At 57.2% G+C, this 20,259-nt stretch carries 15 protein-coding genes; 9 read left to right on the forward strand and 6 right to left on the reverse strand.

Annotated elements, in window-relative coordinates; translation table 11 throughout:
- The 3 genes from BLR97_RS10985 to BLR97_RS10995 form a co-directional block, all read right to left on the reverse strand.
- The gene (locus BLR97_RS10985; RefSeq protein ID WP_089706336.1) at positions 1 to 1,464 is read right to left on the reverse strand and encodes an alanine/glycine:cation symporter family protein; all 1,464 of its coding nucleotides are present in this window, start codon (positions 1,462 to 1,464) and stop codon (positions 1 to 3) included.
- A gap of 249 nt (positions 1,465 to 1,713) precedes the next feature.
- On the reverse strand, positions 1,714 to 3,897 hold the full coding sequence (locus BLR97_RS10990; protein WP_089706339.1) for an OsmC domain/YcaO domain-containing protein: 2,184 nt from the start codon (positions 3,895 to 3,897) through the stop codon (positions 1,714 to 1,716).
- 186 nt (positions 3,898 to 4,083) lie between these two features.
- Positions 4,084 to 4,725, reverse strand: coding sequence for a TetR/AcrR family transcriptional regulator (locus tag BLR97_RS10995; protein ID WP_089706342.1), 642 nt, complete (start codon positions 4,723 to 4,725; stop codon positions 4,084 to 4,086).
- An 81-nt stretch (positions 4,726 to 4,806) separates the two neighbouring features.
- Here BLR97_RS10995 and fabF point away from each other — a divergent pair, with 81 nt between their 5' ends.
- Entirely contained in the window at positions 4,807 to 6,078 is a 1,272-nt protein-coding gene (gene fabF / locus BLR97_RS11000; protein ID WP_089706345.1) for a beta-ketoacyl-ACP synthase II, read from the forward strand.
- Positions 6,079 to 6,135: 57 nt separating this feature from the next.
- Here fabF and BLR97_RS11005 read toward each other — a convergent pair whose 3' ends face one another.
- Positions 6,136 to 7,020 (reverse strand): LysR family transcriptional regulator, encoded by an 885-nt coding sequence (locus BLR97_RS11005; RefSeq protein ID WP_089706348.1) that lies wholly within the window; start codon positions 7,018 to 7,020, stop codon positions 6,136 to 6,138.
- Positions 7,021 to 7,142: 122 nt separating this feature from the next.
- Here BLR97_RS11005 and BLR97_RS11010 point away from each other — a divergent pair, with 122 nt between their 5' ends.
- Both BLR97_RS11010 and BLR97_RS11015 read left to right on the forward strand, forming a co-directional pair.
- Entirely contained in the window at positions 7,143 to 8,153 is a 1,011-nt protein-coding gene (locus tag BLR97_RS11010; protein ID WP_089706351.1) for a zinc-binding alcohol dehydrogenase family protein, read from the forward strand.
- 108 nt (positions 8,154 to 8,261) lie between these two features.
- Entirely contained in the window at positions 8,262 to 9,065 is an 804-nt protein-coding gene (locus BLR97_RS11015) for a helix-turn-helix domain-containing protein (RefSeq protein ID WP_089706354.1), read from the forward strand.
- Positions 9,066 to 9,091: 26 nt separating this feature from the next.
- Here the strand turns inward: BLR97_RS11015 and BLR97_RS11020 are convergent, their stop codons facing one another.
- Entirely contained in the window at positions 9,092 to 9,682 is a 591-nt protein-coding gene (locus tag BLR97_RS11020) for a TetR/AcrR family transcriptional regulator (protein WP_089706357.1), read from the reverse strand.
- A 216-nt stretch (positions 9,683 to 9,898) separates the two neighbouring features.
- Here BLR97_RS11020 and BLR97_RS11025 point away from each other — a divergent pair, with 216 nt between their 5' ends.
- The 4 genes from BLR97_RS11025 to BLR97_RS11040 are packed head-to-tail and all read left to right on the forward strand — an operon-like array spanning position 9,899 to position 16,352.
- A complete protein-coding gene (locus tag BLR97_RS11025; RefSeq protein ID WP_089706359.1) occupies positions 9,899 to 11,107 on the forward strand; it encodes an efflux RND transporter periplasmic adaptor subunit in 1,209 nt (402 codons plus the stop codon).
- The gene (locus tag BLR97_RS11030) at positions 11,104 to 14,202 is read left to right on the forward strand and encodes an efflux RND transporter permease subunit (RefSeq protein ID WP_089706362.1); all 3,099 of its coding nucleotides are present in this window, start codon (positions 11,104 to 11,106) and stop codon (positions 14,200 to 14,202) included. Before BLR97_RS11025 ends, BLR97_RS11030 begins: the two co-directional genes overlap by 4 nt.
- Positions 14,202 to 15,623 (forward strand): ATP-binding protein, encoded by a 1,422-nt coding sequence (locus tag BLR97_RS11035; protein ID WP_089706364.1) that lies wholly within the window; start codon positions 14,202 to 14,204, stop codon positions 15,621 to 15,623. Before BLR97_RS11030 ends, BLR97_RS11035 begins: the two co-directional genes overlap by 1 nt.
- Before the next feature lie 30 nt (positions 15,624 to 15,653).
- On the forward strand, positions 15,654 to 16,352 hold the full coding sequence (locus tag BLR97_RS11040) for a response regulator (RefSeq protein WP_089706367.1): 699 nt from the start codon (positions 15,654 to 15,656) through the stop codon (positions 16,350 to 16,352).
- A gap of 17 nt (positions 16,353 to 16,369) precedes the next feature.
- Here BLR97_RS11040 and BLR97_RS11045 read toward each other — a convergent pair whose 3' ends face one another.
- Positions 16,370 to 17,305: an alpha/beta hydrolase fold domain-containing protein gene (locus tag BLR97_RS11045; RefSeq protein WP_422821920.1), complete on the reverse strand. Its 936-nt coding sequence runs from the start codon at positions 17,303 to 17,305 to the stop codon at positions 16,370 to 16,372.
- A 139-nt stretch (positions 17,306 to 17,444) separates the two neighbouring features.
- Between BLR97_RS11045 and BLR97_RS11050 the strand changes: the two genes are divergently transcribed.
- Positions 17,445 to 17,831 (forward strand): hypothetical protein, encoded by a 387-nt coding sequence (locus BLR97_RS11050; protein ID WP_089706373.1) that lies wholly within the window; start codon positions 17,445 to 17,447, stop codon positions 17,829 to 17,831.
- 250 nt (positions 17,832 to 18,081) lie between these two features.
- Entirely contained in the window at positions 18,082 to 20,118 is a 2,037-nt protein-coding gene (gene betT / locus BLR97_RS11055; protein ID WP_089706376.1) for a choline BCCT transporter BetT, read from the forward strand.
- The last annotated feature ends 141 nt before the right edge of the window (positions 20,119 to 20,259 follow it).

The raw sequence follows: 20,259 nt of genomic DNA on the forward strand, positions 1-20,259 counted from the left end.
TTACTTCGCAGGCGCGCCTTCCAGGCGCTGTTTTAACGCTTCGGCCTCTTCAGGATCTAGCTCCCAGGCTTTCGGGTCCAGGTCGAGATCCGGATGCTGATTAGCATCAAAAATCGGCTGTTTGATTCCCTGCCGACGCTGAACATCGAAGTCTTTCAAAATGCGTAGACCGCAGTTGAACAGCATGATCAGCGCAATCAGGTTGACCACTGCCAGAAGGCCCATGGTGACATCGGCAAAACCGAACACGGTGCCCAAATCAGTCGTCGCACCCCAGCAAACCAGCAGCACAATGGCGACGCGGAAGGCGTTAAACAGATTCTGGTTATCGCGGCTAAAAAAGTTCAGGCTGTTCTCGCCCAGGTAGTAGTTGTACAAAATGGTGCTGAAGGCAAACAGCAACAGCGCCAGGCTGACAAAGGTGCGGCCCCACTCGCCGACGTGGTCGGCCAACGCCGCCTGGGTAAGCGCAATGCCTTCAACGCCGCCAGCGACGGAGGGGTCGTATGCACCGCTAAGCAGAATCACGAATGCGGTGGAGGAGCAGATAATCACCGTATCGATGAACACCGAAAACGCCTGCACAATACCCTGGTTAGCCGGGTGCGGCACATAGGCCACCGCCGCCACGTTGGGCGCACTGCCCAGGCCCGCTTCATTGGAGAACAGGCCGCGCTTCAAGCCCATCATGATCGCCGCGCCAATGCCGCCACCGACGACTGGCTCAAGACCGAAGGCACTTTTCACGATCAAGGCAACAATCCCGGGGATCTCACCAATGTTCATGGCGATGACCAGCAGCGCGATAGCGATATAGCTCACCGCCATAAAAGGCACCAACACCTCAGAGATACGCGCGATGCGCTTAATACCACCGAAGATAATCAGCCCGACAAGCATCGCCAGGGCAATACCGCTATACAGCACCGGCACGCCGAAAGCGTCGCCGAAGGAGGTTGCCACTGCATAGGATTGCAGCGCGGTAAAAGCAAAGCCGAAGGTCAACAGCAGCAGTATCGAGTAGAACGCTGCCAGCCAGCGCCACTGCTTACCCAGCCCTTTAACAATGTAGTACGCCGGGCCGCCGCGATAGGTGCCGTCACCCTCGGCCTCTTTATAGGTCTGCGCCAGGGTGCATTCCAAAAAGCTGGTGGCCATGCCCATCAAACCGACTAACCACATCCAGAAAATCGCCCCTGGGCCACCCAGCGTAATCGCGACCGCCACGCCAGCGATGTTGCCACCGCCTACGCGCCCGGCGACCGACAGCACCAGAGCCTGAAACGAGCTTAAATGGCCGTGTTTGTTGCGCTTAAAGGCTTGGCCGGAACCAAGGATACGAAACATCTCACCGAAATAGCGAAACTGCACAAAGCGGGACGCAACGGTAAAACCGATGCCAACGCCCACCAGCAGCACTAGCAGAACCTTTCCCCACAGGAGGTCATTGAGCATATCGAGCATGTGATTCTCTCCGCGTTTTTGTATTAGCGTTATGTTTGAATTCGCGTCGTTTGCTATCGCGCTTTAGGAATTCACGCCGCGGAGAACGTTTTACCAAGCGTGGAACAGGATTGAATTTGGCGCAGCGGTGCAGTTGTGTGCACTCGCTGCATCAGCGGGTGCACCAGAGTGCATCACCCATAAAAAAACGGCGCGCCTCCGTTAAAGAGGCGCGCCGTTTGATTAGCGATCTGTTAATTGTTGGGTAGTTCACATATCGGCACTTGCCGCCCGGGCCGCGTGGAGCTTCTTATAGCTTTCGATCAAGCGCTGGTGGCGCTCCAGGCCTTCCAGCTGCATGTTCGTTGGCGTTAAGCCGTGGAAGCGCACTTCGCCACTCACCGAGCCCACCACGGCGGCCATGGTTTCCTCGCCGAACATACGCTGGAAGTTGTGCAGGTAATCACCCAATTCAAGTTCATCATCCAAGACAATTTCAAGCACCGCGTTCACCGCCTGGAAGAACAGGCCGCGCTCGACGGTGTTGTCGTTGTACTGCAAGAACATCTGGACGCAATCCAGCGCCTCTTCGTGGCGTTGCAGCGCCAGATAGACTAAAAGCTTCAGCTCCAGAATGGTCAGTTGCCCCCACTCGGTGTTCTCGTCGAACTCGATCCCGATCAACGTGATGATATCGGTGTGGTCGTCCATCTGACTGTCTTCCAGCCGCTCGACCAGATCAGTGAGTTGATCGTCATCAAGGCGATGCAGGTTGAGAATATCCTCGCGGTAATCCAGCGCTTTGTTGGTGTTATCCCAGATCAGATCCTCGATCGGGTACACCTCTGAGTAGCCCGGCACCAGAATGCGGCACACCGGTGCGCCCAAGTCTTCGTGTATCGCCACATACACTTCGGCACCCAACTCCTCAAAAATGCCAAACAGCGTTTCGGCCTCTTCCTGATTGGTGCCGGAGAAGTCCCATTCGCTGAACTCAAAGTCTGGCTTGGCGCTAAAGAAGCGCCAGGAGACCACGCCCACCGAGTCGATAAAGTGTTCAACAAAGTTGTTGGGCTCGGCCACAGTTTGCGAGTTAAAGGTCGGCAGTGGCAGGTCGTTCAAGCCCTCAAAACTGCGGCCTTGCAGTAGCTCGGTCAAGCTACGCTCCAGCGCCACTTCAAAGCTTGGGTGCGCGCCAAAGGAGGCAAACACACCGCCGGTACGTGGGTTCATCAAAGTGACGCACATCACAGGGAACTGCCCGCCCATGGAGGCATCTTTGACCAACACCGGGAAACCCTGGGCTTCCAAGGCATTAATGCCCTCTTCAATGCTGGGGTACTTCGCTAACACTTCCTGCGGCACATCCGGCAGGGTTAGCTCCTGCTCGAGGATTTCTCGCTTCACCGCCCGCTCAAAAATTTCCGACAGGCACTGCACCTGGGCTTCCACCAGGGTGTTACCCGCGCTCATGCCGTTACTCAGGAACAGGTTTTCAATCAGGTTGGAGGGGAAATAGATCGTTTCGCCGTCCGACTGACGCACAAACGGCAGCGAGACGATACCGCGGTCTTCACGTCCCGAGTTGGTATCGATCAGGTTCGAGCCGCACAACTCACCTTCCGGGTTGTAGATCGCCAGGCAGTGCTCGTCGAGGATATCGGCAGGCAGCTCATCATTTGGCCCCGGTTTGAACCATTTCTCATTGGGGTAGTGAACAAACTCACTATTGGCGATCTCTTCGCCAAAGAACTGATCATTATAGAAGAAGTTGCAGCTCAGGCGTTCAATAAACTCGCCCAAGGCCGAGCACAGCGCGCTCTCTTTGGTCGCGCCTTTGCCGTTGGTAAAGCACATGGGCGAGGCCGCATCGCGAATATGTAGCGACCAGACGTGAGGCACGATATTGCGCCAGGAGGCGATCTCGATCTTCATGCCCAGGTCGGCAAGTATCGCGCTCATATTGGCGATGGTCTGCTCCAGCGGCAGATCTTTGCCCTCGATATAGGTGCGGCTACCTTCCGGCGCGCCCATCAACAGCGCCTGGGCGTCCTCGTCGATGTTCTCGACCACCTCAATTTGGAACTCGGGGCCGGTTTGCACGACCTTCTTCACCGTGCAGCGATCGATGGAGCGCAGCATGCCTTCTCGATCTTTTTCCGAGATATCTTCCGGCAGCTCGACCTGAATCTTGAAAATCTGCTTGTAGCGGTTTTCCGGGTCAACGATGTTGTTCTGCGACAGGCGGATGTTCTCGGTGGGAATATTGCGTGCGTTGCAGTACACCTTGACGAAGTAGGCAGCGCACATGGCCGAGGAGGCAAGGAAGTAATCAAAGGGGCCAGGCGCCGAGCCGTCGCCTTTGTAGCGGATCGGCTGGTCAGAGATGACGTTGAAGTCGTCGAACTTGGCCTCGAGCCGGAGGTTGTCGAGGTAATTGACTTTGATTTCCATGAGAAGCTGCCCGGATAGGTAAATGTGCTAGCTGAAGGCCTTAGGGCCATAGGCTGATGGCGGCCATTATCCAGCTTTTTACCCGCTTCGTCTTGGGCAGTCGCCGAATCATCTACCAAACGTCGTGCAAAAATGACTGTGCTGGCTACAGCAGCAATTCAGGGTTCTCTTCAGTAAATGGCCGAACTACTGTGCTTGCATCATACGTTCTGCCTCAGCTTCGCTAACCCCAAGCATCAGCAAAATCTGGCGTTGGGTTGCTATCAACACCTGCTTTCGCTCTGCCTCCCCCGGCAAGCTTTTGGCAATGGCGACGGCCCCTACCAGGGAGGCCAATATGACTCGGGATTTATCAGCAATCGCTTTTCGGTCATTGGCAAACGGAAGTTGTTTCAACTTACTCAGTGCTATCAACCGCGTTTCAAGCATCTTTTTCATACTCATATATGACGCTTCAAACAGGGTGCGGATTTCCGCTTTTTCACTGCCTATTTCGTTGAACAGTACCGCTTCAGGCCCAGGCCTGTCCTTAGCTTCCAGCTCTTGGAGGTTGCAGTAGTTGGCGACTAATTCGGTTAGGTGTTGTAACGAAAGCGGCCCTTTTACCAGCCTGGCCGCCCGGCTGTTATCAATGGTCAGGCGCACAGACTCATTGTAGAGGGCCTCTTTCGAAGCGAAATGTGCATAAAAGGCGCCATGCGTCATCTTGGCTAGCTTCATAATCTGACCGATCGATACCTTGTGAAACCCATTGCGGCTGAATAGCTCTGTCGCCGAAGCCAAAATGCGCTCTTTGGTTTTCGATTTATGGCTCTTGGGGTAAGGCATATCTACCTCGTCAGCTAAATATTATCTTGATCATATATTGCCCATTGCTAGGGTGACCATATCAAAAACTCAGGAGTCACTATGCACTCACCTATTGTGATTACCGGCATGGGCATGGTCAGCCCGCTAGGCAACAGCGTCAATACAAGTTGGCAGCGACTAGTTAACGGCCAGTCTGGCATCAGCACCATTGACCGCTTCGACACAAGCAATATCCCGATCAAAATTGCCGGGGTGGTGCCGAGCATTAACCACGACCCCACCGGCGGTATCGACCTGAATGCGATAGCCGACCCCAAAGAGCAGCGCAAAATGGATCTGTTCAGCCTTTATGCGTTAGCAGCAGCCCATGAGGCACTGTCACAGGCCAACTGGTTCCCCGTTGAGCAGGCTCAAAAACGCAGAACGGCCACCATTATTGGCTCTGGCATTGGCGGCTTCCCTACCATTACTCAAGCCCAAAAAACCCTTGCTGAGCGCGGCTATCGCAAACTCTCCCCCTTTACTGTGCCCGCCTTTCTGGCCAATTTGGCGGCTGGCAATCTCTCCATTCGCTATGGCTTTCAAGGCCCTCTGGGATGCCCGGTTACAGCTTGCGCGGCAGGTCTACAGGCCATTGGTGACGGTATGCGCATCATACGCAATGGAGAAGCCGATGTTGCCCTGGTCGGCGGCGCCGAGGCATGTATTGATCCACTTTCACTGGCTAGCTTTAACGCCTTGAAGGCCGTTTCCACAGAAGCAGACCACCCTGAACGCGCGTCCAGACCCTTTGATAAAGCCCGTAACGGTTTTGTGATGGGAGAAGGCGCTGGCGTGATGGTGATCGAAACGCTTGACCATGCGGTCGCGCGGGGTGCAACGCCGTTAGCGGTAATTAGCGGCTATGGCACCAGCGCGGATGCCTACCACCTGACGGCAGGCCCGAAGGATGGGGCCGGCGCAGCAGCTGCGATTCAAGCGGCGCTGGGCATGGCGAACCTTACCACTGATGACATTGACCACATCAATGCCCATGCCACCTCTACGCCCGTTGGTGACCGGGCTGAAATTGCCTCGCTGCGTAACGTCTTCGGTGAGCGCTTGCCCGCCATCCCTATTTCGGCAACCAAAGCCGCCACTGGCCATTTATTAGGCGCAGCGGGAGGCATCGAGAGTATTTTTTCTGTATTAGCCGCCAATACACAGCAACTTCCGCCCACCATCAATCTTGAGCACTGCGATGATGATATGCAGGATTTAACCTTCGTCGCGGCGACTCGCAAGGAGCACAACACTCAGCATGTCTTGTGCAACGGATTTGGTTTTGGTGGCGTCAATGCGGCGCTGATCATTAGCAGTATTGAACGTTAAACGCCTATATCAGTAATTCTCAATGCAAGTTAATGTTGTAAATCCTGACCTCAGTCGCTAGCGGCTGTCACCTTTTAACTGCTGGATAAGAAAGTCTTTTAACGCAATCACAGCAGGCGTCAATGAAAGGCGATGAGGACACACAAGGTAGAGCGGCGTTGGCTCGCTGGGAAACTCCTCCAACATTGCCACTAGGCGACCATTTCGAAGATCTTCTTCAACGTCTAGCCGTGACTTGTAAGCAATGCCCTCGCCAGCCAATGCCCAGCGCCGCACACAATCGGCATCGTCGCTCACCCGATTGCCTTTTACGTTGATGTTGTCACTACCGAACTTCCACTGGTTATGGACACGTTCGCCAAGCACGAAACACAGGCAGTTGTGCTGGTGTAAATCGTCGGGGTAAGCAGGACTGCCATGACGCGTAATATAGTCCGGAGAGGCACATACCACGCGATAGTTATCGCTTTTAAGCGGCAATGCGACGAGGCTGGAGTCTTCCGGAACGCCGTATCGCAAGGCGATTTCTACGGGTTGGCGGAACAGGTCACTCACGCGGTCACTTACTCGCAGGCGTAAATGCAGCTGCGGGTGCTGGGCCATAAAGGTGTCCAACCAACCCAGCAGCACATTGCGACCCAGGTCGGAAGGCATGGCAAGACTGAGCTCTCCAGCGATCTCTTGGCGCTCGCGGTGAAGTTCTTTCTCGCCTTGGTTGAGAGCATTAAGCGCCGCTTTAGCATGCACAAGATAGTGCGCGCCCGCGGTGGTTAGCCGCAAACTGCGGGTGGAGCGCACCAATAGCCGCGTGCCTAGCGCGTCTTCCAAACGTTTGATGGCCACACTGGCCACCGCTGGCGTAATCGCTAACTCCCGCGCAGCGGCAGACAGGCTGCCGTGCTCGGCAGCATAGGTCAGCACTTTTAGATCATCGACACGCATTAAAACCCCTGGCGCCTGCTATTTTCAAAATTTATTAGAAACTTTTAGCAAGATTACCCCTCTTTTTAGCAAAACAACATCCAGGCATGATGGCGCAACCTAAACTCACGAGACTCCCCATTATGAAAGCGATTGCCTTTACCCAGAGCCTGCCTATTGATCACTCTGATGCACTTCAAGAGATTGAGTTACCTATCCCAACCCCAGAGGCCCACGACATTCGCGTTGCGGTTAGCGCCATTTCCGTTAACCCCGTTGATGCCAAAGTGCGCAACAGCGCCCTACCGGAAACCGGCGAGCCGCGCGTGCTGGGTTATGACGCGGTGGGCATTGTGGATGCCGTTGGCAGCGCCGTTACGCGTTTTCAGCCGGGCGACCGGGTCTGGTATGCGGGCAACGTTGCGCGCCAAGGCTCTAACGCCGAGTTTCAACTGGTCGATGAGCGTATCGCCAGCCTGGCGCCAAAAAGCCTTTCTGACACTCAAGCCGCTGCGCTTCCGCTGACCGCCATTACGGCCTGGGAACTGCTATTTGACCGGCTAGAGCTGGGCATGGGCGACACCCAAGGCAAAAGCCTGTTGGTGATTGGCGCAGCGGGGGGCGTGGGCTCAATCCTGGTGCAACTTGCCAAACAGCTCACCGATATTACCGTCATTGGTACGGCGTCTCGGCCCGAAAGCCAAGCCTGGGTGACGTCACTAGGCGCGGACGCAGTGATTGACCACCACCAACCACTTGATCAGGCGCTTAAAGTAGCAGGCTTTGACGGGGTGGATATGGTGATCAGCCTTAACCAAACCGATCACCACTTTGAAGCCATTGTTGAAGCCCTTAAGCCCCAGGGCAAACTGGCACTGATTGATGACCCGGAGCTAATCGATGTACGGAAGCTCAAAATGAAAAGCCTTTCGCTGCATTGGGAGTTGATGTTTACCCGCCCGTTATTCACCACCGACGATCTTGCCAAGCAGCACGACCTGCTCACAGAAGTGGCGGCCATGGTCGATGATGGAAGGCTAATAACAACCTTAGGCGAGGTGTTAGGCCCCATTAATGCTGAGAATCTAAAACGCGCGCACGCACTTATTGAGAGCAACCGCACGATCGGCAAACTGGTCTTGGAAGGTTTTTAAACAAAATACCGCTTAATGGGTGCGACGGCCCTGGCACAAGGCCGTTGCACTCTGAGGCGTGAACCATCACATTAGGCAGCCACGACACCAAGAGAATCGAGTCACTCCATGCATGACGATTTTGTGGCCAACCTACGTCTGCTGTGCAGCTACTATCCATCCATTGCTGAAGTCTGTCGGCGCCTGTCGATCAATCGCGCGCAGTTTAGTCGCTACTTAAGCGGGCGCTACTACCCTAGCCACGCTGCACTTCAGCGCATTTGCCACTTTTTTGGCGTCACGCCAGAAGATATCGCCCTACCCCACCACGATTTTCGTGCCCTGGTGCAAACCGGCCAACTAAAGTCAGAAGCAAGTCCAGCAACACTACCCTGGCCTAACGCGCTGATTCAGCGCGGCAGCGAGGGCATGGAGCGCTATATCGGCCGCTACTTTGAGCTTTATCACTCCATGTCCCGGCCGGGGCAGTTAATGCGTACGTTGGTTTGCCTGGAAGCACGGGAAGGCGGCGTGGTTTATCAGCGCACCGAGCGCATGCAGACCACGCCCGACGCCCGCCCATGTCACAATCGCTATGTAGGTACCGCGGTTAAGCTTGCTGATCGACTATTTTTGGTCGACCACGAAACCCTTAACGGCCATGAAATTACTCAGACGATTCTGTTTCCGAGCTTTCAGAGTAAAGTGACACGTTTGACCGGCTTAAAAATGGGTGTGGCGGATAATAGCGAGCGCATGCCCTGCTGTGTCCGGGTGGTGTATCAGCGTCTGGATGAACATGTCAGCCTGCGCGAAGCGCTGGCACAGTGCGGTTTAATAACCCTGGATGATCCGTCACTTGATGACGCCCTGATAGCCGCCACCCGGAACGATATAGCCGGTGAAGAGCATCACTTTCGTGCTCGCCACTAGAACACAAGTGATTAGGGAAACAAACGTTAAGGAGAAGGCACCAACACCTGCTGGAACAGAATCGCCTCGAACTGTTCCATCGGCACCACGGACTTGAGGGTTTTGGCACGCAGAATGGCCCCTTCCCATCCGGATAGGATAAAGCTGGCGAGCGCCTCAGCGGGCAAAGCAGCGCTTAGCTCCCCGGTTTCCTGGGCACTACGCAAGCAGCCAACGAAGTACTGTTCCCAGCGCTGGAACACGCGATCCAAGGCATCGCGGAAGGTATCGCTTTGCCCCGAAAGTTCCTGGCCCAAGTTACCAATCAGGCAACCGGTGGTGTGATTACAGTTGCACATGTGCTCGCGACCGGCGGCAAAATAACGCCTCAGCCGCTCAAGCGGGGGCGTTGAGGTATCTTCCAACAGTTCGGCAAGCTGAGCATCATAGATGTCGGAAAACTGTTCAATCACCGCTAGACCAAATTCTTCTTTGCTAGAGAAATAGTGATAAAACGAGCCCTTCGGCACGCCGCAGGTTTTCAATACAGTATTGATGCCCGTCGCGTTATAGCCGTGCTGGCCGATCAATTCAGCACCGGTCTCAATGAGTTTTTCGCGGGTAGCGGTATTTTTCATAACGTTAAAAATAGACCAGTCAGTCTAGTATAAGCAAGTAAAGCGTCAGCCAAGAGGGTCATCATGCCACGTGGCAGCAATATCGGCACCTTGCGACGAGAGTTGCACGCAATTTGCACATTGCTTACCTAATCGCTGCGTGGCGTTGCGTGATGCTAGCATGATACGCCTGCATAGCTCTAAGTTTCGCTTTCAGCCAATGGATGACCCGCGATCATGACACCACCCCACCCTTTTTCACCTTCGCAACATGGTCGCATTCGGCTAAGTGCCGTGGCCGCACTGATTGTGCTGATAGGCGGCGTTGCGCTGGCGTGGTGGATCGTCAGCCAGCCGCCGCGCATCGAGCGCCAACCGCCTCCCGAGCCTACGCCACCGCTGGTCGATGTGGTCAGCGTCTCCGCCTCGGCCCGGTCGCCAGATTTGCAAGCCTTTGGCCGCGTTGAAGCCGAGCAGGAAACCATGCTCGCCAGCCGGGTCGCCGGACAGCTAGAGCGGTTTGCCGAGGGCGTGTTGCCCGGCCAGGTGGTAGAACAAGACGCACCGGTCGCCTATATCGACCAGGCAGACTTACAGCTGACACTTGAAGATGCCGAGGCGCAATTAGCCAATGCCCAAGCACAACTCGCCTTGGAGCAGGCGGAGCAGCAGCGCGCCCGCAGCGAGTATGAGTCTTTCGGCCGCGAGCTCTCGGCCGAGCGCCGAGCATTGGTGCTACGTGAACCACAGCAGCGCCAGGCTCAGGCGCAGGTGACCCAGGCACAGGTGGCCCGCGACCAGGCAGCGCTGAATGTCGAACGTGCCACCCTCAGCGCCCCCTGGCGAGCCATCGTGCAAGAACGCTTAGTAGGTGCTGGTAGCCTACTCAGTTTAGGTACCGAAGTACTGCATTTGGTGGGCGTCGAACAGTTTTGGGTGCGGGCATCGCTGCCCGGCGAGTGGCTTTACTGGCTGACGGAAGGCAGCCATGTCACCTTGACCAGCAGTGGCTGGCCCGGTGGCGAACAGCGTGGTGGCACTCTTGTGTCCATGCTACCCGCGCTGGAAGAAAATGGCTTGCAAGCGCAATTGCTGATTGCCGTTAGCGACCCGCTCGCGCTTAACACCGACGGCCCCGCCCTGCGCCTGGGCGATGTACTGCGCGCTTCGTTTGAATCCAGCGCCAAGCCCAACCTCATCGCCCTGCCCGCCGCCGCGCTGCGGCCGGGCGAGCAGGTGTGGTGGGTCGACGACGATAATCGCCTCCAGCGTAGCCAGGTCACGCTCGCCTATCGTGGCCAAAACGAAGCACTGGTGAGCGGCGGCCTCGCTGATGGCCGCCGGGTGGTGACGGCCGGTTTAGCCCAGCCCCGCGAAGGCCAGCGCGTGCGTATACGCCAGGGTGATAACACCCTAGCGAACGACGCAGGCGGTGATGCCCAATGATGCGCAAAGGCCCCCTGGCATGGATGGTGGATCACGGCGTCGCGCCAAACCTATTGATGGTGCTGTTTATTGTCGGCGGGTTAATGGCGTCGCTGGCAATCAAAAAAGAGATTTTTCCTGATTTCGAAACCGAAGTGGTTCAAGTCACCATTAGCTACCCCGGTGCCACCCCCGAAGACATTGAGCAAAGCCTGCTGCTGCCCGTCGAAGCGGCCATTTCCGATGTAGAAGGTATTGATGAACTGACCGCCAGCGCCAGCGAAGGCAGCGCCAATGTCAGCGCCACACTGGTGGATGGCATCGACGTCATGCGCGCCTACCAGGATATTCAGCAGGCGGTGAACGCGATCACCACGCTGCCCAGCGCTGCCGACCCACCCCGCTTTACCCTTTCGGGTCGCGCGCACAGCGTCTTAAGTCTGCAGGTTTACGGCCAGACCGACCTAGGAACGCTGCACGATGTCGCCGAAAACGTGCGGGCCGATTTACAGGCCACCGACGGCCTTTCCCGCGCCGAACTATCCGGTAATCGCGACCGTGAGATCCAAGTGCTACTGGATGACGAAGCCATCGAACGCTACGGTCTGGATCATCAGGCGCTTGCCAGTGTCATTGGCGAAGAAGCCCTAGACCTGGCCAGCGGTCAGTTAACCACCGACGAGGGCGAATGGCTGATTCGCTACCAAGGGCGTCGCCATAATGCTGCTGACTTTGCCGAACTACCGGTTCTTACCAGCACGCAAGGCGCGCCCATTCGACTGGGCGAGATCGCCGAAGTCCGCGAGGGCTTTGCCGACACGGATCGCGAGGAATTTTATAACGGTCAACCCAGCCTCTCCGTCAACGTTTACCAGATTGGCGACCAAACCCCGACCAGTATCTCCGAAGCGGTCAACGGGGAACTTGAACGGCTGCGCGCTGGGCTACCGGAAGGCGTTAGTCTGGCTGTCTCCCGCGATAACTCTGAGGTCTACGAAGACCGATTAGGCCTGCTGTTGAAAAACGCCTGGATGGGGCTGGCCTTAGTGCTGGTATTGATGGCGCTTTTCCTGGAAGCACGCCTAGCGTTCTGGGTCACGCTGGGGATTCCCACGGCGTTTTTGGGCGCTATGCTGTTTCTGCCGTGGATCGGCGTGTCGCTCAACCTGATGTCGATGTTCGCGTTTATTATCGCGCTGGGCATCGTGGTCGACGACGCCATCATGGTAGGTGAAAATATCTATAGCTATCGCGAAGAGGGCTACTCGCTGCGCGATGCGGCTGTTAAAGGCGCCGGCGAAATCGCCACCCCGCTGACCTTTGCGATTCTTTCCAACATCGTCGCTTTTCTACCGCTGCTGTTCTTACCCGGCTTTTTAGGGCTGATTTTCGCCACCGTGCCCGTGGTGGTGATTACGGTGTTCTTGATTTCCTGGGCTGAGGCGTTGTTTATTCTCCCTGCGCACTTAGCTCACAGCCGCAAGCCCCGCCAAACACCCAAGTGGCAACGCCCCCTGGAAGCGCTACGCCAGCGGCTACAGGGCGGGCTGCATCATTTTATCTACCACCAGTTCGAGCCTTTCTTGCAGCGAGCGCTCAACGCGCGGTTGCTAACCGTCGCGTTGGGGATCTTCATATTGTTGGTAGCACTTGCCTGGAGCATGAGCGGGCGACTGGGGTTTTCGCTGATGTCGCGGGTCGAGTCAGACCAAGTCCAGGCCACGGTGACCCTGCCGATAGGCAGCCATATCAGCGTCAGCCGCGAGCTGAGCGATCAGTTGTTAGCGGCGGCCGAGGCGTTGAGCGAGCGCGAACCGTCGCTTGCATTTTCTAGCACGCGTAGCCGCCTCGACGGCGAAAGCCTGGAGGTTCGCCTAGACATCGCCCAGGACAGCCTGGCTGAGTGGCCTCCGTCACGCATTGCCAGGGACTGGCGTACGCTTTCCGGCGATTTGCTCGGCGCCCAGTCGGTGCGCTTTGAGTCCGACGTAGGCGGCCCCGGTAGCGGGGCGGCGCTGAGCTTACGCCTGTCCCATCCTGATACCCAAGTGCTCGAAGCGGCAGCCAACCAACTGGCCGACTCGCTAGGCAACTACGGCTTAACCGATATCGATAGCGGCCTGGGCGATGGCAAGCCACAGTTAGAAATGCGCCTCTCTTCTGAGGGCCGCTCGCTGGGCCTCACCGGCAGCGACCTTGCCCAAGCCCTACGTGGGCCGCTTCAAGGCGCGACGGCGCTCGAGCAGTTCGTGGGCCGCAGCGAAATCAGTGTCGAAGTTAAACTGCCCAGCGACAGCCGCAATAGCTTGAACGACCTCTACCAACTCCCGGTGCGCACGCCGGACGGACTCAGCGTACCGCTTTCGCGGGTCGCCGATATAACGCTAAGCCAAGCCTCCAGCGGCCTGCAGCGGATTAATGGTCGGCGTATTATTACCGTCACTGCCGATGCCGAGGATGGGCTGGCCATCAACCAGGTTCTGGCCACTCTGCAGGACGACATCTTTCCCGATCTGGAGAACAACTGGCCGGGGCTTGAGGTCAGCATGGGCGGGCGTCAGCAGGATACCGCCGACAACCTCGCCACGCTACGTACCGCCATGTGGCTGATGATCGCCGCGCTCTATGCGTTACTGGCCATTCCGTTTAGAAGCTACCTTCAACCCCTGCTGGTGATGGCCGCGATCCCGTTTGGCATTGTCGGGGCGATTGGTGGTCACATGCTAATGGGCTTTGGTTTATCGATCATCAGCCTGCTGGGCATGCTGGCGCTCTCGGGGGTGGTAATTAACGACGCGCTGGTGCTAATCGATTACGCTAACCGCAAGCGCCGCGAAGGCATGGCGGCCCGCGAAGCGATTGTCGCGGCGGCCACTCGCCGCTTACGTCCGATCATGATGACCACGCTCACGACCTTCTTGGGGTTAGCTCCGATGATTTTGGAAACGTCGCGTCAGGCGCGCTTTATGATTCCTATGGCCATCTCGCTAGGCTTTGGCATGCTCTTCGCGACGCTGATTCTGTTGATTTTGGTGCCCTGCCTCTATCTTAGCCTTGAGAATCTTCGCGAACGCTTGAAAGCCCCACCTCAGCCTGATTCACCAGGAGCCCGCTAATGTCCTCGCGCTTATCACGCTTTGCCCGAGGTCGTGTCGGCTGGCGCTTTTCGCGACTGGGACTGAAACTGTTCTTGATTATTCTGAGCGTCAACGTGGCGATCTCCGCCGGGGTCTTTATGGCGGTGTCGTTCAGCATCGACCGCGGCTTTCTCGATTACCTTAGCCAGGCTCAGGAGCGCCGGGCCACCCTACTGGCCGACAGCTTGGTCAACCGCTGGCAACCCGGGCAAAGCTGGGAGTGGCTGGAGCGCTCGCCGGAGCGCTGGTCGATGGTGGTGCGCCACGCGCTGGGCCGGGAGCGTAGCGATCGCCCCAGCCCCCTAGGCGAAGCGCAGGACTTCGTACTCCGCGATGCCGAACAGCGCTTCGTTGTGACGCCACGTCACACCGGCGAGGGTAAGAGCGATTGGCATTGGCTCACCCTACGTAGCGGCAATCAGGTGATTGGTGAACTGGGATTTCGTCCTCCCGTGCAAATCATGGAGCGCATGGAAAATCGTTTTCTCGAACGTCAGCAGCGTAACTTGCTGATTATTGTCGTCTCGCTAGGGGTGGCTTCGCTATTATTGGCCGGTGGCCTTTCCTGGTGGCTGGGGCGGCGCACCCGCGCACTGGCGACCGCCACTCGGCGACTAACCGAGGGCGATTACCAAAGCCGCCTTCCGGAACGCGGCCGTGATGAGCTTTCACGGCTAGCGAGGGATTTCAACGTATTAGCCGCCACCCTAGAAGCCAGCCGTAATGCCCGGGCCCGCTGGGTGTCCGACACGGCCCACGAACTGCGCACCCCGCTAGCCGTGCTGCGCGGGGAAATTGAAGCCATGCAGGACGGCATTCGTCCGCTGAACCACGATAGCCTGGCGTCTCTCAGGCAGGAAGTCGATCAGCTAGAGCGCCTGGTCGCCGACCTGCGCTTGCTCTCGCAAAGCGATGCCGGTGCACTGGGTATCCAGCTGGCGCCGCTTAATCTCAGCGACACCTTAGCGGGTCGTCTGGACGATGCCGAACGCTGGCTGAAGGAGAGCCATTTGAGCTTAACCCAGCAGATCGCCCCGAACGTGATGATTCGCGGCGACGCCCAACGCCTGCGACAGCTGTGGGATAACCTGCTAGATAACAGCTGTGCCTACACCGACTCCCCTGGCTCGCTTAACGTCACCTTGGCCTGCGAGAGAAACGAAGCAGTGGTGACCTGGCAAGACAGCGCCCCGGGCGTTCCGGACAGCGAGCTTGCCCGACTCACCGAGCGGCTTTACCGGGTGGAAGGCTCGCGCAGCCGCGCCAGCGGCGGCAGCGGCTTGGGGCTGTCGATTGCCAGCGCCCTGGCGCATGCCCACGACGGCAGCCTTTCAGCCTCCCACTCGATGCTGGGCGGGTTATGCTGGACGCTACGTTTTCCGCTGTTAAACGATCATTAATCCCGATACTTTTCTTCAAGTGAGCTTGCCATGATGGATAACGCCTCTTTACTGGTCGTTGAAGATGAACCCAAGATTGCCCGTCTAATGGCGGATTATCTGACCACCCATGGCTTCGAGGTCACCACCCTGGATCACGGCGACCATGTGATGCCGTGGCTGGCGAAGCAGGCTCCCAGCCTGATACTGCTGGATCTGATGCTGCCCGGCAAAGACGGCCTAACGCTATGCCGCGAGATCCGCCAGCAGTGGCCGCATATCGCGATTATTATGGTGACCGCCAAGGTCGAAGAAGTGGATCGCCTGCTGGGGTTGGAACTAGGCGCCGATGACTATATCTGCAAGCCATTCAGCCCGCGCGAAGTGGTTGCCCGAGTAAAAGCCGTACTACGCCGCAGTCAGGCGGCCGCCGAGCCAGCTCCACCAGCGGCCGGCAACGCGCCGGTCACACTGGATGAAGACGGCTGGCAAGCGCTAGCCAACGGCCAGGACTTAGGGCTGACCGCGGTCGAGTTCCAACTCCTGCGCGTTATGATGCAAGCCCCAGGGCGGATTTTTAGCCGCGAGCAACTGATGGATCACATGTACCGCGACAACCGGATTGTCTCGGAGCGCACCGTGGACAGCCATATCAAAAAGCTGCGCAAAAAAATCCACGAGGCGTTGCCCGAACTGGAAATTATCCGCTCGGTATATGGCGTCGGTTATAAGTATCAGCCGGAGGGCTGATCTTCCGCCCCGCTATATCAGGGGGCAACCTGCTGGTTAAGAAACGCAATACCCGCCTCGATTGCACCGCCGCGCAACAGAAAGCTGGCGAAATGGCCGCGGCCGTGGAGTAGATACAGCTCGCTCTCGACGCCGTTGTCGATCAGCGTCTGGTAGAAATCCCGCCCATGATCAACGGTCACCAGTTGATCCCAGGTGCCGTGGAAGATAAAGAACGGCGGTGCGTCAGGCGTTACCTGCCGCTCGGGGGACGCCAGGCGATACGCCTCCGGCTTTTCGGCGCGGGTGCCGCCGATAAAGTCGACCACCAGGCGCCCATCGTCGAACTTGAGCAGGTCGCTGGGCAGCCCGCCCGCCAATACCGCCGCCAACCGGCTCTGCTCGCCGCCATGGGGGTCAGCCAGCGGCCCCTTTACGCCAGCCACCGCCAGCAGACTGACCAGATGCGCGCCGGATGAAAACCCGACGCCCACGATACGCTGAGTATCCACCCGCCAGGCGTCGGCGTTGTCATGCAGCCAGGCCATGGCCTGCTGCAAGTCGTACAGCTGTGCTGGGAAGCGGTAGGTCGGCGCAAAGCGGTGTTCGATGTTGACCGCCACATAGCCTTGCTCAGCCAACTGCTCGGCAATGCCCTGCATGTCCTCGGGGCCACGGTTACGCCAGCCGCCGCCGTGGACGATCAGCGCCGCCGGACGGCGCGCCCGAGTCGGCGTATCGGGCAAGTAGACCTCCGCATTGAGGGTTTCGGGCCACTCGTCGGGGGTATACGCCATCGGCGGGAGACGTTTATAGGTCAGCGCCTCCTGGGGGGCGGCATCGTCAACCACGTTGGCGGGTGTCCCCTGGCTTGCCAGGTGCGTGACGCCACAGCCGCTGAGCAGTAACGTCAAGACACTGATACCGCCAACGCCCTGCAAGTGCTTCCAGCGAGGTTTCTTCCACATAGCCATTCGCCTCATGGGCTTTCTCCTCTAACGATCCCCCACCCTCTAGCAAGCATACTAAGATCACGATTGTTGCACACTCTCTGCATGTGTTTTGCACCCAGGCGGTCAATACTTAGATCGTCAACTCATCAGGAGATACGTTATGACCCAGTCACTTCGTCAATTAATGGCACCAGCGCTATTCGCCGCCGCCCTCTTGCCGCTAGCCGCTACCGCCCAGGCAGGCCAACATGACGTCGACAAGCAAGGCCCGGATCGCGAGCGCATGGAAGAGCGCATGGAAGCACACCGTCAGGATGTCTACGAACGCGCCGAACTGAGCGACGACAAGCAGCAAGCGCTGAATGAAGCCCATCAAACATTTCGTGAAGAAATGAGGGCGGTACGCGAAGCCCACCGCGAACTTATGGACGAGATTCTGTCCGACGACGAGCAGCAAGCGTTGCGCGAGGCCATGCACGAAGCCCGTGAAGATTACCGCCAAGCGCATGGTCAGCGTCGTCACGGTGAGGAGAAAACCAGCGAATAAGCGCACCTTCGAAACGTCTATCGTGCTGCTAATGCCCGGCTTTTGCCGGGCTTTTTTGTGTCTATAGCGGGTGAAGTAAGGGGTTCAGCGCTTCACGTTTTTGCGTATTGATTACAAAGGAGTATCGCTATGCGTTCGCACAGAGACTTGAAGACGCGCAACAAACCGCGTATTTTATTTGAACGTTCATTCAAAATAAAACGGATTCGTAAATTCTTACGTTTATTTCTAACAAAAGGAGACCGCCTCCATGGCGAAAGACAACCCCGTGCATCCCTCCCGCGATCGCCTAAACCCTGTGGTGTTTCACGGTAGCGTAGCCGGTATCGTAGTGTTCTTGGTGCTTACCATGCTTTTCACCGAGCAGGCAGGCGCTTTTTTTGATGCTGGCCTCGCCTGGGTGAGCAAAACCTTTGGCTGGTACTACATGCTGGCGATTGTCGCGTACCTGGTGTTCGTCGTGATGATTGGCATGTCGCGCTACGGCAGTATCCGGCTGGGGCCTGACCATTCACGACCCGAGTTTTCGCTGCTTTCCTGGTCGGCAATGCTGTTTGCTGCAGGCATCGGTATCGACCTGCTATTTTTCAGCGTTGCCGAGCCGGTGGCCCATTACTTGGCACCGCCCGACCTAGCGCCTGAAAGCCAAGCCGCGATGCGTAACGCCGTCGTCCAAACCTATCTGCACTGGGGGCTCTCCGGCTGGGGACTATACGTGTTGATGGGTATGGCGCTGGCCTATTTCAGCTACCGTCACCGCCTACCGTTGGCGATCCGTAGCGCACTCTATCCGATACTGGGCAAGCGAATTCACGGCCCAATCGGCAACGCCGTGGACATTACCGCAGTGATCTCGACGGTCTTTGGCATCGCGACGAGCCTCGGCATCGGTGTGATGCAGCTTAATTATGGCCTGAACTATATGTTCGACGTGCCGGAAACGCTCACCGTACAGGTTATTTTGATTGTACTGGTGGTGATATTAGCGACGATTTCCGTGGTGACCGGCGTTGAGAAAGGCATCCGTCGACTTTCAGAGTTCAACATGCTGCTGGCCCTGGCGCTGATGCTGTTTGTGCTCTTTTCAGGCAATACCTTGGTGCTGTTGGATAAAGTGGTCAATAACGCCGGTGACTACCTGTCTGGCTTTGTGGCGGCTAGCTTCAATACCTACGCCTTTGACGGTGAAGACGCTCAGCAATGGAAGATGTGGTGGACAATCTTCTTCTGGGGCTGGTGGATTGCCTGGACACCGTTTGTGGGCCTCTTCCTGGCGCGCATTTCCCGCGGCCGTACCATTCGTGAATTTGTCGCCGGCGCGCTGTTTATTCCGTTGGCCTTTATGATGGTGTGGATGTCGATATTCGGTAACAGCGGCATCGACCTCGTTGCCAACCATGGCGTAGCCGAGCTGGGTAAACAGGCGCTGAACACACCGCAAACCACGCTTTATACGCTGCTTGAGTACTATCCCTACGTGGGCATTACCGCGGCCGTCGTGACCATCCTGGGTATTGTGTTCTTTATTACCTCGGCAGACTCCGGCGCACTGGTACTGGCCAACTTTACGTCTATTCTTAGCGACGTGAACCACGATGCGCCGGTAAAACTGCGTATTTTCTGGTCAGCAGTGATCGGCTTGATCACCATTGCGCTGCTGATGGCCGGTGGCTTGAACGCGCTGCAAAGTGCCGTTGTAATAACCGCCCTGCCGTTTTCGGTGGTGATCTTTGCCATTATGGTCGGCATGTATAAAGCACTTAAGCTTGAAGGCAGCAAGGCCGACGCGCGCCGCATGATTGCCGGTGGCGCGCCTGGTGGCGACTGGCGCGAGCGTTTGGATCGCGCCTTGGATACCTCTACCCGCGCGGGTGCCGCCGCAACCCTTGAGCACTCTATTCGCCCAGCGATGACCCAGTTTGCCCAAGAGCTTGAAAGCCGTGGCCAAACCGCCAACGTCACCGAAGAGCACCTTGAGGGCGAGTCACTGCCTAACCTGATGCTACAAGTTGATTTAGGCGACGCCACCAGCTTTGTTTATCAGGTCTGCCCGCACCGCATGCGCACGCCGAGCTTTATCCCGGCGGACGATGACTTCTACGTGCGCCTGGATGTCTTCCTTGCCGAAGGCGGACAAGACAAAGACCTTAACGGTTACACGCGTGGTCAGGTCATTGGCGACTTGGTCGCCGAGTATGAGCGCCACCTGCACTTCTTAACGCTGGCCGGACATCAGCATGCGATGCCGGGCACTATCGGCGAACCACCGGAAGACGCCCAGTTGTAACGGCGTCTGCTTCAAAGCGAAAAGAAAAATCCCGGCCACGCGCCGGGATTTTTTATGTTCGAGCAACTCCATGACTAACAACCAGTTGTGCACATTCCAAGCTAAGCGTAGCGTAATAGCCTGTTTTCCCTGTTCTTAGGA

Origin of the sequence: Vreelandella arcis, assembly GCF_900103865.1 — a bacterium.
Lineage (GTDB): Bacteria > Pseudomonadota > Gammaproteobacteria > Pseudomonadales > Halomonadaceae > Vreelandella > Vreelandella arcis.

Bases quoted from the DNA above. Each gene is read 5' to 3' on its own strand.
- BLR97_RS11005 (WP_089706348.1), bottom strand. From the start codon at position 7,020: ATGCGTGTCGATGATCTAAAAGTGCTGACCTATGCTGCCGAGCACGGC.
- BLR97_RS11015 (WP_089706354.1), top strand. From the start codon at position 8,262: ATGCATGACGATTTTGTGGCCAACCTACGTCTGCTGTGCAGCTACTAT.
- BLR97_RS11030 (WP_089706362.1), top strand. From the start codon at position 11,104: ATGATGCGCAAAGGCCCCCTGGCATGGATGGTGGATCACGGCGTCGCG.
- BLR97_RS11045 (WP_422821920.1), bottom strand. From the start codon at position 17,305: ATGGCTATGTGGAAGAAACCTCGCTGGAAGCACTTGCAGGGCGTTGGC.
- BLR97_RS10995 (WP_089706342.1), bottom strand. From the start codon at position 4,725: ATGCCTTACCCCAAGAGCCATAAATCGAAAACCAAAGAGCGCATTTTG.
- betT (WP_089706376.1), top strand. From the start codon at position 18,082: ATGGCGAAAGACAACCCCGTGCATCCCTCCCGCGATCGCCTAAACCCT.
- BLR97_RS11035 (WP_089706364.1), top strand. From the start codon at position 14,202: ATGTCCTCGCGCTTATCACGCTTTGCCCGAGGTCGTGTCGGCTGGCGC.
- BLR97_RS10990 (WP_089706339.1), bottom strand. From the start codon at position 3,897: ATGGAAATCAAAGTCAATTACCTCGACAACCTCCGGCTCGAGGCCAAG.
- BLR97_RS11020 (WP_089706357.1), bottom strand. From the start codon at position 9,682: ATGAAAAATACCGCTACCCGCGAAAAACTCATTGAGACCGGTGCTGAA.
- BLR97_RS11025 (WP_089706359.1), top strand. From the start codon at position 9,899: ATGACACCACCCCACCCTTTTTCACCTTCGCAACATGGTCGCATTCGG.
- BLR97_RS11040 (WP_089706367.1), top strand. From the start codon at position 15,654: ATGATGGATAACGCCTCTTTACTGGTCGTTGAAGATGAACCCAAGATT.
- BLR97_RS11010 (WP_089706351.1), top strand. From the start codon at position 7,143: ATGAAAGCGATTGCCTTTACCCAGAGCCTGCCTATTGATCACTCTGAT.
- BLR97_RS11050 (WP_089706373.1), top strand. From the start codon at position 17,445: ATGACCCAGTCACTTCGTCAATTAATGGCACCAGCGCTATTCGCCGCC.
- BLR97_RS10985 (WP_089706336.1), bottom strand. From the start codon at position 1,464: ATGCTCGATATGCTCAATGACCTCCTGTGGGGAAAGGTTCTGCTAGTG.
- fabF (WP_089706345.1), top strand. From the start codon at position 4,807: ATGCACTCACCTATTGTGATTACCGGCATGGGCATGGTCAGCCCGCTA.